Below are 14,080 nucleotides of genomic sequence, written 5' to 3' on the forward strand. Positions count from 1 at the left end.
GTTATTGCGAGCAGCTAATCTGCGCGATGGCGTTATGGCCGAGATCGCCGGTTGACTGGGCCTGAGCAACCTTGGCCATCAGCAGTTTGTAACGCGCTTCGGCGTTGTTTTTTACCGCTTCGTAGTAACTTTGGTAGGCGTTCAGTTCATCCATTTTGGTGCGCAGCCCCAGTTTCTTCCCGGTGGCGGTGGAGCGGATTTTGATCTGTTCCGAACGGATCATCTGCTGGGTCGAGGTCACCAGCGAACGGCTGTTGGTCACGTTCAACAGGGCGTTGTGCAGCTCTTCCTTCACTTTCTGCTGGGCGTCGATCAGGCTGTAACGCGCCTGTTCGCGGGTATAGATCGCCTCTCGCGATTGCGACATCTGTTGGCCGCCGCTGAAAATCGGCACGGATACGGAGACGCCGAGGTTGGTGTTGGTGGTTTTCGAGGTGCTGCCGAACATCTCGTCGAGCTGGTTGCTGTCTTCGGCCCGGCTCCAGTTGCTGCCGTAAGACGCCTGGAAATTGACGGTGGGCATATGGGCGCTGTGCGCCTGGTAGACGCCGGTTTTGGCGATTTCCCACTGGGCGCGTGCGCTGCGGATCTGGCTGTTGTGGGCCAGTGCGCGCTGATAGAGATCCGGTTCCTTTTCGTTGGCGCTCGGCACACCCTGCAACAGGCAGGCGGCGCTAATTGGGGCGATGGAGTTGTGCTCCAGACCGGTCAGCCGTCGATACTTGGTGGCGACGGCGCTCAGATTATTGTGTGCTTCAATCTCTTTGGCGCGAAACAGATCGCGGTTTGCCTGTGCTTCATCGGCGTCGACGCGGGTGGCATTGCCGAGCGATACGGCCAGCGTGGTCTGCTGCAGCTCGTTTTCATACACCTGCGTGGCCGCCCGTGCGGCCTGATAAACCTCGTTTTGATACAGCACGGCGGCATAAGCGTCCGCCACATCATAGGCCAGCGTTTCCTGCGCACGCAGCAGTTCGATATCCGCGCTGTTGGCTATCGCCTTGCCGCGCAGATAATCGGCATATTTAGACAGATCGAACAGCGGTTGATTGAGTGAAATGGCGTAATTATGGCGCGTGACTTTGGCGGCGTAGGTCGCCTTCGGTTGATCCTGCTGGTTGTAGCCGCCGCTTAGCTGAATGGTCGGTAGCAGTCCGGCCAGACCCTGACTGCTTTTTTCATTACCCGCCAGCTGGCGATACATTGCCGCCTGCAGCTCCGGGTTGACGGCGCCGGCATTGCGGATGGCCTCTAACAGGGTAGTGGCGTTAACGACGCAGGGGAATAAAACGGATGCCAATAACAGCGGTTTAAGGGTGAACAGTCCTTTGATTAAATACATATCGTAGCCCATGTTAATCATGCAGTCCCTGCATAGATTTAAGTAATCACCGAAAATATTCATTCGAATGAAATAAATAGAGAAAGAACGTGCCCAGGCATGACGTTATTGCTATCATTCCATGCGAGGATAAACGCCGATTAATGGCGTTATTAGTTATTTATCAGGTTAATTATAAATTTAATGAATAAATACCTATCAATATATTCACTACCTTTTTAAAAGGCGTTGTTTGATTTTTTTGTTTTATTTCAGCATGTTCTGCTGGTTTGTTGTGCAGAGAATAATACTAAAAAAACAGCACTGTCAATAACCCACTCTTTTAACGGTAAAATGCGGGTTTTTTGTCAGAAATATCCATTTGTCTGCTTTTTTAATAATTATTTGATTTGTGGGTTCTTATGTTTTGTTCTTGGTCCTTTCTTGTTTTATCTCGATATTTTTTGAGTTAAAAAGAGGGGGGCGCCCTGTTATTTCCTCCTGGTGACGGTGCGACGCATCAACGCCGCGGATCGTCCATCACGGGCGGTGTTATCCGGCTATAATTTCAGGGGTTGCTTGAAACCTCATCGATAAAAAGGAGTTAGCTTATGTTGAATATAGGAAATAATCATTTATCCGCGCTCGATCCGCAGTTGGTGAAAAAGCAGCGCAGGCTGCTGCTGGCGCTCTCGCTGCTGTTGCTGGTGGCGGGGCTGTTCTGTTTGTTCAGTCCTTTCGCGTCTGGTGCGGCGCTCAGCGTGGTGATGGGGGTCTTCTTGCTGCTGAGCGGGATCGGCATGATCGTCGGCATGATTGTTAACCGAGCGCAAAATACCTGGCCGATGATCGGCGGTATTCTATTGGGTATCGCCTATCTGATTATTGGCTACGTGTTTATCACCAGCCCTGCCGTCGGCATCTTTACCATGGCGATTTATCTGGCGGCGCTGTTTGCGTTGGGGGGCGTATTTCGCCTGCTGGCCGGTTATCAGCTGCGTGCGCTCCCGGGCAACGGGATCCAGTACGCGATCGGCGTGTTGGATTTGGCGATCGCCTGGATGCTGCTGAGCGCCGATGCGGCCACCTCGGTGGTTCTGGTGACCACCATTGTCGGGATTGAAATGCTGTTCAGCGCCTTTGGCCTGTTTATGGTCACCCGCCGTTTCAGCGCCAGGTGAGCAAATATCAGCGGTAACAAGAAGCTGCCACAGTGTCTGATAAAAGACCGTAACGAGATGATAATATTATGGAATTCAAGGATTATTATGCCATTTTGGGCGTTAAGCCTGAAGACGATCTCAAGGTGATAAAAACGGCCTATCGCCGCCTGGCGCGCAAATACCATCCTGACGTCAGCAAAGAGCCGGATGCCGAGGCAAAGTTTAAGCAAGTCGCCGAAGCCTATGAGGTGCTGAAGGACGAAGAAAGCCGCGCGGAATACGATCGTCTGCGCCTGCACCGCAACGATCCGCATTTCGGCCGGCAGGCGCAGCACAACGACAGTTACAACGCAGAAGACTTCTCCGACCTCTTCTCCTCGATGTTCGGTGAACGTGCGCGCGCGCGTCAGCAGCGCCAGCACCATGCCATGCGCGGCCAGAATCTGGAGATTGAAGTGGCGGTATTCCTGGAGGATATCTTTGCCGAACAGACACGCACCATCAGCTATCACGTGCCGGTATATAACGTGTTTGGTCTGGTCGAGCAGGAAATCCCGAAAACGCTCAACGTGAAAATACCGGCCGGAGTCAGGGAAGGGGAGCGCATTCGCCTCAAGGGGCAGGGATCGCCGGGGATCGATGGCGGCGCGAGCGGCGATCTCTATCTGATCGTGCGTATTGCGCCGCATCCGCGCTTCGATATCGTCGGTGACAATCTGGAAATCGTTTTGCCGCTGTCGCCGTGGGAAGCGGCGCTGGGGGCCAAAGTCTCCGTACCGACCATCCAGCAGCAGATTCTGTTGACCGTTCCCGCCGGCACGCAGAGCGGGCAGCGTCTGCGCATTAAAGGCAAAGGCCTGCCGGGCAAGGGACAGACGGCGAGCGGCGACCTGTACGCGGTGGTGAAAGTGGTAATGCCGCCGAAGCCGGACGCGCAGAGCGCAGCGTTGTGGCAGCGGCTGGCAGAAGCGCAGTCAGATTTCGATCCGCGTAAAGAGTGGGGTAAGTAATATGACCAACGTAAATATCACGTTTACGCTGACAGAGTTTTGTCTGCACGCCGGCGTATCGCAAGATGAACTGGTCGAAATAGTCGGGCTGGGGGTGATCGAACCTTGTCAGCCGGCCGACGACGAGTGGCTGTTTGACGATGGCGCGCTGGCGGAATTTCATCGCGCGCAGCGGCTGCATCAAGAACTGGCACTGGACTGGCCGGGGATTGCGGTGGCGCTGACGCTGCTGGATGAAGTCGAACAGCTGCGCAGGGAGAACCTGCAGCTGCGGCAGCGGCTGGCGCGTTTTACGGAAAATGTTTGAATAACCCGCCAACGCGCCACGCCGCGCTGGCAGGTTGATAACATGAGTTAGCGGAAAATGGCGCGACCGATAGCCTGCGCCCTTTCCAAGCAGGCTTCCGGGCTGCCCATTTCCGGCATCAGCAGTACTTCGCTGGTTAGCACCGGCGCGCCGCAATAGTCGAAAATACCGTGGCCTACCTGGGTGTTGAAAGCGTCGGCGTAGCCGCGTTTGACAAAGGTCTGCCGGTTAACCGCCCCCAACGCCACCAGATGCACCGGCAGGTGCGCCAGTTTCTTCACTACGGTGTCGCCGGAGGTGTCGTCATAGGCCCAGCCGTTGGTAAATACGCGATCGATCCAGCCTTTCAGCAGACCCGGCATCGACCACCAGTAAACGGGGAACACCAGTACCAACGCATCGGCGCGGTCGATACGCGCCTGTTCGGCGAGCACGTCGGGCGGGACGGCTCCGGTTTGCTGAAACGCCGCCATATCCGCGGCGGAAAACGTCGGGTTGAAGCCTTCCTGCGTCAGGTCGGCGATGTCAACGGTATGCGTCGGATTGGCCGCGGTGATGCCTTCGGCGATGGCGGCGGCGCTGCCGTGCGTCAGGGAGTGCTGCAGAGGGTGAGAAACGACGATCAGTGCATGCATGGAGAGACTCCTGTTGCCATGAAACGGGAACGGACGTAGTGTTGAAGACTCACGGTAACCTACCAATAGTAAGTTACCTTTAGTATATAGTGCCGTAGACAAATTAGGAGTCACCGTATGGCCACAGCGCCTGCACGCCGGCGTCTATCGCGGGAAGCGCGCCACCTGCAGCTGATAGACGTGGCATGGCGGATTATTCGTGAAGAAGGGACGGAAGCGCTGACCCTTGGCCATCTGGCGCAGCAGGCCGGCGTCACCAAGCCGGTGGTTTATGACCACTTCTCCAACCGTTCCGGTTTGTTCGCCATCTTGTATAAAGAGTTCGATCGTCGTCAGACGGCGCTGATGGATGACAACCTCCGTCGGGCGGCGCCGATGCTGGAACAGCGGGCGACGGTGATTGCCGCGTCCTATATCGAGTGCGTCCTGCAGCAGGGGCGTGAGATGCCCAGCGTGATGGCGGCGCTGACCGGTACGCCGGAGCTGGCGCAGATCCGGCAGGAGTACGCGGTAAGTTTTACGGAAAAATGCCGCGCGCTGTTTGCCCCGTTTTGCGACGGCCTGCCGCTGCACGACGCGGCGCTGCGGGGGATGCTCGGCGCTGCGGAAGGGTTGTCTGATGCCGTAGTGAACGGCGTGGTGAGCGAGCAGCAGGCCAAAGATGAGCTGTTTCAGGTGATTATCGCCATGGTGCAGCGTTGCCGCACTCTGGCTGAGGGAGGTGAACGGGATGAATAAGTCGACAAAAGCTGCACTGGTGTGGGGAGGTCTGTGCGCCATCCTGCTCTATCGCACCCTGCCGGCGGGTGTGATGATGTCATGGCAGGTTTTCCGGCAGTATGACATTCCGGTGATGCAACTGGTCGTCAGTGTGCTGATGCCGCTGCTGCCCGCGCTGGCGCCGCTGGGTTGCTTTTTCGCATTACGCGCGACGGCGGCGGAGCGCCGGCTGGCGGTGGTTATCCTACCGATGGTCGCCTGGCTGGCCTGCCAGGTGATACTGATTGTACTGTTCTATTTTATCGCCGTGAAAAGCGGCGGCCTACCGCCGTATTCCGAAGGGCTGTCGGCCATGATGCTGCGCATGCTGAATATCAGCTTGCTGAGCAGCATGCTGGTCGTCGCGCTGACGATTGCAGCCTGCGGCTACGCGTTCTGGCGTGAAAGCCGGCGCTAATCCTGCATCAGGTAACGCCCCGGCGTTTTACCCAACGCTTTTTTAAACATGGTGATAAAGGCGGTCGGGGAGTCGTAACCGAGTTCATAAGCGACGTTCTGTACCGATTCTCCCAGCACCAGCATCCGTACGGCGACCATCAGCTGCAGCTGATGGCGCCACTTGCCGAACGTCATGCCCGTTTCCCGCCGTATAAACCGCTCAAAGCTGCGGTCGCTCATCGCCATCTTCTGCGCCCACTCGTGCAGCGTACTGCGGCTGCCGGGCGCCAGCATGATTTCATCCGCCAGCTGTTTGATCTTGGCATTGCCGCTGATTGGCACATGCAGAAGCCCGACCGGCATCTGCGCCAGTTCGTGCATCATCACCGCCGCCAGACGGCCGGTGGGGCTGTCGGCGACGTAATCTGCCGGCAGTGTGGCGAAGTGTTTGATGATTTCACGCAGCATCAGGCTGATTTGCAGCGTACAGCACTCGTCCGGCATGCCGGGATAGTTCGGCTCGACGAACAACAGATAAATATCCACATCGCCCATTGCCCGGTTGCTGTGCTCCATCCCGCCAGGGATCCAGACGGCGTTGCCGGTCGGCACCATCCAGTAGGCTTTGGCGACCTCACACACCAGGCCACCGCGCAGCGGCAGGATCAGCTGGCCCTTGCGGTGATGATGAAACGGCATAGTCCGACGCGTTTCCGTGGCGGAAATGTGGAGCGCCACCGCCAGGCTGGTGTTGGTGTCAGGATCGAACTCTTCGTAGCTTTGCAGTAACGACATGGTAAATGGCCAAATTTAGAGATTAATTGCAGTTATATAAATATCACCACTCATTATCAAAATTTTATAATACTTCTACTCCCGTTACCGGGCCTGTAATCCTAGCGACGCGTTACGCGGGCAAGACGTCATGCTGGAAATTAACTCAGCGAATAACATTATGAAATTATTATCCTTTCGTGTGAAAAAGTCCCATCTTCTGCTAGTGGGCATACTGCTGGTGGCCGCCAACCTGCGGGCGCCTTTCACCAGTCTGGCGCCGTTGCTGGACGCCATCCGCCTCGACTTTTCCCTGAGTGCGGTACAGGCGGGCCTGATACAAACCCTGCCGCTGCTGGCGTTCGCGCTGTTTTCGCCGCTAGCCGGCAGCATTGCCGTTAAGTATGGCATTGAACGGGTGATTTTTGCGGCGCTGCTGCTGATTGCCGCCGGTATCGGCTACCGTTCTTACGGCGGTCTGTTCGGCGTGTATGGCGGCACGGTGCTGATCGGTCTGGGTATCGCCATGGGCAACGTATTGTTGCCCAGCCTGTTAAAACGCGACTTTCCCCAGCGGGTGGCGAGCATGACCGGGCTGTACGCCCTGATTATGGGGGTTGGCGCCGCGTTAGGCTCGGCGGCCGTGGTGCCGCTGTCGCAACTGTCGGCGCTGGGCTGGAATGGCGCGCTGTTCGCCATGCTGCTGTTTCCGTTGCTGGCGATGGCGATCTGGTTTCCCCAGCTTTCCCACGGTGCAGCGCGGCTGGCGATCGCCGGTGAGCCACAGCAGCGTTCCGGTAGCGTATGGCGCGCCGCGCTGGCCTGGCAGGTGACGCTGTTCCTGGGACTTAACTCGCTGATTTATTATGTGGTGGTTGCTTGGCTGCCGTCGATTTTACGTTATCAGGGCTTCAGCGCCGAACAGGCGGGATCGCTGCACGGCGTCCTGCAGTTGGCGACCGCCGTCCCGGGGCTGTTTACCGGGCATTTGCTGGCGCGGATGAAAGACCAGCGGGCGATCGCCGTTACGGTATCGCTGCTGGCCGCTGCCGGTCTGTTGGGGCTGCTGGCGCTGCCTGCTTTCGCGACGCTGTGGGTGGTGTTATTCGGTATCGGTGCCGGCAGCACCATTATCCTGGGGCTGGCGTTTATCGGCCTGCGTTCCGGCACGCCGGCACAGGCCGCGGCGCTCTCCGGTATGGCGCAGTGCGTCGGTTACCTGCTGGCCGTCGGCGGGCCGCCCGGCGTCGGGCTGCTGTATGACGCCACCCACAGCTGGCATGGCCCGCTGTTGATCTGCGCGGCGCTGGCGCTGGTAATGGCGCTGGTGGGCTACCTGGCCGGGCGCGATCGCTGTTTGACGCCGGCGGAGCCGCTGAACGAAGGCCGTTTATCCGAAGAGGAAAGATAGCGCGGCCATGACCGGTGAAAGAATATGCGGTGTGCCATGTTGACAGGGCGGCTGTTGACTGACGCCGCTTTACGTTCTCGGAATACATCAGTCATGGAGGTTGTATAAGGACAATCAGGATAAGACTGTCCTGAATATTCGCCGGGCTACCGGCCGTTTTTGAGCGTGGGCGTCAGGGGAGAAAAATGCGGACGGCCTACGCCGCCTCGCCAATGTTCACCACCACTTTGCCGAAGGCGCCGCTTTCCACACGCGCCAGCGCCAGCGGCAATGCTTCCAGCGGGTACACGCTGTCGATAACCGGTGTGAGGCCGTTGGCGTCGAAGGCGGCGCACATCTCGCTCAACGCCCGGCGATGGCCGGTGCCGATGCCGTAAATCGCCAGATCCTTAAACAGGATCGGCTCCAGCGGCGACGACACGGTAAAGCCTTCCAGCGCGCCGATCAGATGGATTTTTCCGCCGATGGCGCACATCGCCGCCGCCTGTCCCAGGTGCGTGCCGCCCGCCAGCTCAAGAATGTGGTCGACTCCCCGATCGGCGGTCAACTGCAGGACGGCGTCGACCATGCCCAGCGCGTTACGATCGATAACCGCATCGGCTCCCAGCTGTTTTACCGCCGCCATTTTGCCGGCGCTGGTGGCGACAAGGGTTTTGGCGCCCAGCATGTTGGCGATTTGCAAACCAAACAGCGCTACGCCGCCGCTGCCTTCAATCAGCACGCTGTCTCCCGGCTGCAGGTTGCCGCGCTCCACCAGGGCAAACCAGGCGGTCAGCGCCGCACAGGGCAGCGTGCTGGCGGCAGCGTGGCTGAGCGAGGCGGGTTTAGCCACCAGCCAGTCTGCTTTCATCGCCACATATTCCGCCAGTACGCCGGGGTAAAAGCCGCCCAGAGTGCGGTAAGCCAGCTCGCGCGCGTTGCCGGGGCGTGCACCGTCGAGCCACTCCGGGGCAAAGACTGAGATGACCTCATCCCCCGGCGCAAAGCGGCTGACCTGGCTGCCGGCCGCCACCACGCGCCCCGAAAGGTCAGAACCGGGGGTAAACGGAAAGCGCAGCGGTAAGCCGCGTCCGCTGTCGATCACCCAATTATCGCGGTGATTCAGGGCGACCGACATCACCTGCACCAGCACTTCATCTTCTGCCGGGCGGGGGCGCGCCGCCGTCTGTAGCGCCAGCGATTGGCGTCCGAAACCGTTCATTTCCCAACGTCGCATAGTGTTCACAAGTTGTTTTCTCCTCTGAGGGTTGAGGCATTCATTGTGTCGCAGGTAGAAAGGTGAATTAATACCCTATAATCCGCATGAACTGATGAATAAGGCACAGCAATATGAAAGGGGCCGATTACGCTGAGCTGGCCGTCTTTATGGCGGTGGCTAAAGAGAGGAGTTTCCGTCGGGCGGCACAGCGGCTGGGGCTGTCGCCGTCGGCGGCGAGCCATGCGATCCGCGCGTTGGAACAGCGGCTGCACGTCAGGCTGTTTAACCGCACCACGCGCAGCGTCGCGCTGACGGAGGCCGGTTCACGGCTGATGGCGCAGCTGGAGCCGGCGATGGCTGCGCTGGAAAGTGCGATACAGGGGGCGGGAGAGGCGCAGCGGACGCCGCGCGGTATGCTGCGCATCAGTATGCCGCGCCTGGCCGGGCATCTGGTGATCGTACCGGCGATTGAACGTTTTATGGCGCGCTATCCGGATATCCGTCTGGAGATGCTGCTGGATGACAACCTGCAGGATATTGTCGCCGCAGGGTTCGATGCCGGCATCCGTTCGTGCGACCGGGTGCCGAAGGATATGATTGCGGTCAGGCTGACGGCGGATCTGCAGATGGTGGTGGTGGCCGCGCCGGGCTGTTTTCAGACGCAGCCGCCGCCGGCGACGCCGGAGGAGATTGTCCGCCACCGCTGCATCAACTACCGCTGGAGCGGCAACGGCGCCCAGTATCGCTGGCGTCTCAGCCGCGCCGGTGAGCGCATCGAGGTGGACATCGACCCCACCCTGACGGTCAACGATATTGATCTGCTGTTGGCCGCCGCCGAGCAGGGGGCGGGGCTGGCGTTACTGGAAGCCCAGTGCGTAGCGCCGGCGCTGCGCCGGGGCACGCTGGTGCGGGTGCTGCCGCAGTGGTGTAAACCGGTCGCGGGGTTTCACCTGTACTACCCGCGTAATGGGTTTATGACGCCGCAGATGCGGGCGTTTGTTGATTTTATGCGGCTGGATATGGCCGCAGAAACGCGGCAAGAGTAATGCATATCACAAAACAGAAGGAAGTCGCGTGGTATATAGAGAGGAAAATCATCGTCTTTCTGAAGGTGAGTATTAACGGAACGTGATGTTGATATAACAACAAGGAGCGTAGTATGAGAACGATAATCAGCGTAGCGATCGCAGTGGGTTTACTCGGCGGCTCACTGCCGGCCTGCGCCGCGCAGACGCTGGAGCAGCAACAGCAGCTGAAAATTATCAGCTATAACGCCTACTGGGGGATGAAGTCCGACACCTCGAAGGGGAAACAGAAGTTTGCCGAATGGGCCAGGCGGCAGGATGCCGATATTATCGCCTGGCAGGAGATGAACCACTTTACCCGCGAGACGCTGGAGGCCTTTGCCCAGAGCTACGGGCACCGCTATGCGGTGCTGCTGAAAGAGCCGAAGGTGGCGGGCGACGATGAATTTTTCCCGACGGCAATCACCGCCAAATACCCGATTGTCAATGTACGCAAGATGGTGGATAACCTCTGGCACGGCGCGCTGTTTGCCGATGTCGGTCACTATCACTTTGTGGTCACACATATGAACCCGTTCCGCACCTCGCAGCGGATTGATGAGATGAACCTGATTCTGGATTCCATCAAATATGGTGCGGATCCGAACGGCAAATGGATCATTGCCGGCGACCTCAACTCTTTCTCGCCGTTGGATAAAAACGGCTATAACGAGAGCGAGATGGTGAAGGAGCTGCAGGATAAAGAGGCCAAACGGCCGGTGCTGCAAAACCTGGTGAACGGCAAAATGGACTACACCGTGCAGCAAAATATCTTGTCGCGCGGCTTTATTGACGTGCTGAAGCAGAAGTATCCGGATACGTTCGTCGCCACCGCGCCGACGAAAATCTTCTATGACCAGGCCAAGACGCCGTTGCGCTATGACTACATTTATGTCTCTCCGGCGATGAAGAACGACGTGGCAGAGGTAAAAGTGCTGCGCGATGCGTTTACCGACCAGTACTCGGATCACTATCCGGTGCAGATGATTATTCGCAACCGCTAAGCGGCCTGCCCTTGGAAGCGCGCGCTTCATCTCTATAATAAGACCGCCGCAGTGTGGAAGATCCACGCTGCAGCCAGATTACGCCATTCCCCCGTGCGGCGCTGATTTCTCTGAGCCGCCGCGTCAAATAAAAAATACTTTGCAAAAAAGATTGACCTTGACGTTAGGTCAAGGTTGACGATGGGGATCAACTTACGCAAGGAGCCATTGATGAATCATCTACAGCTGCATATTCCGACGATGAAGTGCGGCGGCTGCGCCGCCTCGATCGCCAAAATGGTCAAAGCGCGGGATCCGCTGGCGCAGATCGATGCCGACCCGGCAACCAAGCGGGTGATTATTACCAGCCGCGTTGACGGCGCCGAACTGATGGCCGAGCTGGCTGCGGCCGGTTTCCACGCCAGCGTCGAGTCTGACTGAACAGCAAAAGGAGCGCCCTGTGGTATGACGGGGCGCTGTCGCAGGAGGAGTTTTTTATGAACACGCATTCGACGGCATCCCAGTCTAAAGCGTCAACGGCAATCAATTTCCCCGTCGTAGGCATGACCTGCGCCTCGTGCGTGGGGCGCGTGGAACGCGCGCTCAAAGCGGTGCCCGGCGTTGCCGATGCCAGCGTCAATCTGGCCACCGAACGCGCATTCGTCACCTTTAGCGGCGCGCCCGACGTGGCGGCGGCGGTGAAGGCGGTGAATGACGCGGGTTACACGGTGGAGCTGGAAACCATCAACCTGTCGGTAACCGGCATGACCTGCGCGTCGTGTGTAGGGCGGGTTGAACGCGCGCTGGCTGCGGTAGACGGCGTGGAGCAGGCCACGGTCAATCTGGCGACCGAACGGGCGCAGGTACAGGTGGCCGCCGGGGTGAGCCCCGATGAGCTGATCGCCGCCGTCGCGCAGGCGGGTTACGAGGCGCAGACGATCGCCGCCGATAAGAGCGATACCGCCGATCAGGCGGTACGTCAGGCGGCAGAACTGCGTTCGCTGAAAAAAGCGTTGTTGGTGGCCGTCTGTTTCGCGCTGCCGGTTTTCATTCTGGAGATGGGTTCGCATCTGGTGCCGGGCATGCATGCTCTGATTGACCGCACCATCGGCACGCAGAACAGCTGGTACCTGCAGTTTGTGCTGACCACGATCGTGCTGTTCGGCCCCGGCTTACGTTTCTTCCAGAAGGGTATTCCGGCCCTGCTGCACGGCGCGCCCGACATGAACTCGCTGGTGGCGACCGGGGTCAGCGCCGCTTACGGTTATTCGCTGGTGGCTACCTTTGCGCCGCAGTGGCTGCCGGCCGGCACGGTCAACGTCTACTACGAAGCCGCGGCGGTGATCGTCGCGCTGATTTTACTCGGGCGTTACTTTGAGGCCCGCGCCAAGGGCAATACCTCGGAGGCGATTAAACGGCTGATCGGCCTGCAGGCCAAAACCGCCCGCGTGCTGCGCGACGGTAAGGCGGCAGAAGTGGATATCGCCGAGGTCAAACGTGAGGACATTATTGAAGTCCGGCCCGGTGAGCGCATCCCGGTGGACGGCGAAGTGCTGGAGGGTGAAAGCTTTGTCGACGAGTCGATGATCAGCGGCGAACCGGTGCCGGTAGAGAAAAAAAGCGGCGCCGAAGTGGTCGGCGGCACCGTCAATCAGAACGGCGCACTGACGTTTAAAGCGACCAAAGTCGGCAGCGACACCATGCTGGCGCAGATTATCCGCATGGTGGAGCAGGCGCAGGGCGCCAAACTGCCGATTCAGGCGCTGGTGGATCGCATCACCATGTGGTTTGTGCCGGCGGTGATGACCGTGGCGCTGCTGACGTTTCTGGTCTGGCTGTTCTTCGGGCCGTCGCCGGCGCTGTCGTTTGCGCTGGTGAATGCGGTGGTGGTGCTGATTATCGCCTGTCCGTGCGCCATGGGGCTGGCGACGCCGACCTCCATCATGGTGGGCACCGGGCGCGCGGCGCAGCTGGGCGTGCTGTTCCGCAAAGGCGAGGCGCTGCAGTCGCTGCGGGATGCGGCCGTGGTGGCGGTGGATAAAACCGGCACCCTGACCAAAGGGAGTCCGGAACTGACCGATCTGGTGCTGGCGCCCGGCTTTGAGCGCGCGCAGGTGCTGGGGCTGGTGGCGACCGTGGAAAACAAATCGGAACACCCCATCGCCCGCGCCATTGTCGATGCCGCGCAGCAGGAGAGTGTGCCGCTGTCGACTATTACGCGCTTTGAGTCGGTCACCGGTTTTGGCGTGAACGCCGATATCGAGGGGATGACCGTCGCGGTGGGCGCGGATCGCTATATGCAGCAGCTGGGGCTGGACGTGGCGCAGATGGCGGAAGGTGCCGCGCGGCTGGGCGATGAGGGCAAAACGCCGTTGTATGTCGCCATCGATGGCCGGCTGGCGGCGATGATCGCGGTGGCCGATCCGATCAAAGACACCACCCTGCCGGCGATTAAGGCGCTGCATGAACTGGGGCTGAAAGTGGCGATGATCACCGGCGACAACCGCCGTACCGCGCAGGCGATTGCGCGTCAGCTGGGGATCGATGAGGTGGTGGCTGAAGTGCTGCCGGACGGTAAAGTCGCGGCCATTGAGCGCCTCGCCGCCGAGTATGGGCCGGTGGCCTACGTCGGCGACGGCATCAACGATGCGCCGGCGCTGGCCGCCGCGCACGTGGGCATCGCCATCGGCACCGGGACGGATATCGCCATCGAGGCTGCCGACGTGGTGCTGATGTCCGGCGATTTGGGCGGCGTCTCCAGCGCGATTGCGCTGTCGAAAGCCACGCTGGTGAATATCAAACAGAATCTGTTCTGGGCCTTTGCCTATAACGTGGCGTTGATTCCGGTAGCGGCGGGCATACTGTATCCGCTGAACGGCACCCTGCTGTCGCCGGTGTTTGCCGCCAGCGCCATGGCGTTATCCAGCGTGTTCGTGGTGAGCAACGCGCTGCGGCTGCGCCGCTTTACGCCGCCGCTGCGTCAGGCGGACGGGCACTGAACCCGCCAGGAACGGCAAACAAAAGGCACGCTGGCGACAGCGTGCCTTATTTTTTTC

The 14,080-nt window shown here is 59.3% G+C and carries 14 protein-coding genes; 10 read left to right on the forward strand and 4 right to left on the reverse strand.

Annotated features, from left to right (window positions below; genetic code table 11):
* Window position 1: 1 nt before the first annotated feature.
* Window positions 2–1,363, reverse strand: coding sequence for a TolC family outer membrane protein (locus FO014_RS13100; RefSeq protein ID WP_160029828.1), 1,362 nt, complete (start codon window positions 1,361–1,363; stop codon window positions 2–4).
* A 569-nt stretch (window positions 1,364–1,932) separates the two neighbouring features.
* On the opposite strand from FO014_RS13100, the gene FO014_RS13105 reads away from it, so the two are divergent.
* From FO014_RS13105 to cbpM, 3 genes are all read left to right on the forward strand, one after another.
* The gene (locus FO014_RS13105; RefSeq protein WP_160029829.1) at window positions 1,933–2,502 is read left to right on the forward strand and encodes an HdeD family acid-resistance protein; all 570 of its coding nucleotides are present in this window, start codon (window positions 1,933–1,935) and stop codon (window positions 2,500–2,502) included.
* Between the two features lie 68 nt (window positions 2,503–2,570).
* The gene (cbpA, locus tag FO014_RS13110; protein WP_160029830.1) at window positions 2,571–3,494 is read left to right on the forward strand and encodes a curved DNA-binding protein; all 924 of its coding nucleotides are present in this window, start codon (window positions 2,571–2,573) and stop codon (window positions 3,492–3,494) included.
* A 1-nt stretch (window position 3,495) separates the two neighbouring features.
* Window positions 3,496–3,801: a chaperone modulator CbpM gene (gene cbpM, locus FO014_RS13115; protein ID WP_160029831.1), complete on the forward strand. Its 306-nt coding sequence runs from the start codon at window positions 3,496–3,498 to the stop codon at window positions 3,799–3,801.
* Window positions 3,802–3,848: 47 nt separating this feature from the next.
* On the opposite strand, the gene FO014_RS13120 is transcribed toward cbpM, so the two are convergent.
* Complete coding sequence (locus FO014_RS13120; RefSeq protein WP_160029832.1) at window positions 3,849–4,436, reverse strand: NAD(P)H-dependent oxidoreductase; 588 nt, start codon at window positions 4,434–4,436, stop codon at window positions 3,849–3,851.
* A gap of 117 nt (window positions 4,437–4,553) precedes the next feature.
* On the opposite strand from FO014_RS13120, the gene FO014_RS13125 reads away from it, so the two are divergent.
* Window positions 4,554–5,174, forward strand: a complete 621-nt coding sequence (locus FO014_RS13125; protein WP_160029833.1) for a TetR/AcrR family transcriptional regulator — start codon at window positions 4,554–4,556, stop codon at window positions 5,172–5,174.
* A complete protein-coding gene (locus FO014_RS13130; RefSeq protein WP_160029834.1) occupies window positions 5,167–5,613 on the forward strand; it encodes a hypothetical protein in 447 nt (148 codons plus the stop codon). Before FO014_RS13125 ends, FO014_RS13130 begins: the two co-directional genes overlap by 8 nt.
* On the opposite strand, the gene FO014_RS13135 is transcribed toward FO014_RS13130, so the two are convergent.
* Window positions 5,610–6,389: an AraC family transcriptional regulator gene (locus FO014_RS13135; RefSeq protein ID WP_160029835.1), complete on the reverse strand. Its 780-nt coding sequence runs from the start codon at window positions 6,387–6,389 to the stop codon at window positions 5,610–5,612. The genes FO014_RS13130 and FO014_RS13135 overlap by 4 nt on opposite strands.
* A gap of 160 nt (window positions 6,390–6,549) precedes the next feature.
* Here FO014_RS13135 and FO014_RS13140 point away from each other — a divergent pair, with 160 nt between their 5' ends.
* The gene (locus tag FO014_RS13140) at window positions 6,550–7,779 is read left to right on the forward strand and encodes a CynX/NimT family MFS transporter (RefSeq protein WP_160029836.1); all 1,230 of its coding nucleotides are present in this window, start codon (window positions 6,550–6,552) and stop codon (window positions 7,777–7,779) included.
* A gap of 196 nt (window positions 7,780–7,975) precedes the next feature.
* Here FO014_RS13140 and FO014_RS13145 read toward each other — a convergent pair whose 3' ends face one another.
* Window positions 7,976–9,004 carry a zinc-dependent alcohol dehydrogenase family protein gene (locus FO014_RS13145; RefSeq protein WP_160029837.1) on the reverse strand — a complete coding sequence of 343 codons (1,029 nt, stop codon included), beginning with the start codon at window positions 9,002–9,004 and terminating at the stop codon, window positions 7,976–7,978.
* A 104-nt stretch (window positions 9,005–9,108) separates the two neighbouring features.
* Between FO014_RS13145 and FO014_RS13150 the strand changes: the two genes are divergently transcribed.
* The 4 genes from FO014_RS13150 (at window position 9,109) to FO014_RS13165 (ending at window position 14,023) form a co-directional block, all read left to right on the forward strand.
* Window positions 9,109–10,023, forward strand: coding sequence for a LysR family transcriptional regulator (locus FO014_RS13150; protein ID WP_160029838.1), 915 nt, complete (start codon window positions 9,109–9,111; stop codon window positions 10,021–10,023).
* A gap of 113 nt (window positions 10,024–10,136) precedes the next feature.
* Window positions 10,137–11,045: an endonuclease/exonuclease/phosphatase family protein gene (locus FO014_RS13155; protein ID WP_160029839.1), complete on the forward strand. Its 909-nt coding sequence runs from the start codon at window positions 10,137–10,139 to the stop codon at window positions 11,043–11,045.
* 210 nt (window positions 11,046–11,255) lie between these two features.
* Window positions 11,256–11,465 (forward strand): heavy-metal-associated domain-containing protein, encoded by a 210-nt coding sequence (locus FO014_RS13160; RefSeq protein ID WP_160029840.1) that lies wholly within the window; start codon window positions 11,256–11,258, stop codon window positions 11,463–11,465.
* Between the two features lie 56 nt (window positions 11,466–11,521).
* Window positions 11,522–14,023, forward strand: coding sequence for a heavy metal translocating P-type ATPase (locus tag FO014_RS13165; protein ID WP_160029841.1), 2,502 nt, complete (start codon window positions 11,522–11,524; stop codon window positions 14,021–14,023).
* The last annotated feature ends 57 nt before the right edge of the window (window positions 14,024–14,080 follow it).

Origin of the sequence: Serratia rhizosphaerae, assembly GCF_009817885.1 — a bacterium.
GTDB classification, from domain to species: Bacteria; Pseudomonadota; Gammaproteobacteria; order Enterobacterales; family Enterobacteriaceae; genus Serratia_B; species Serratia_B rhizosphaerae.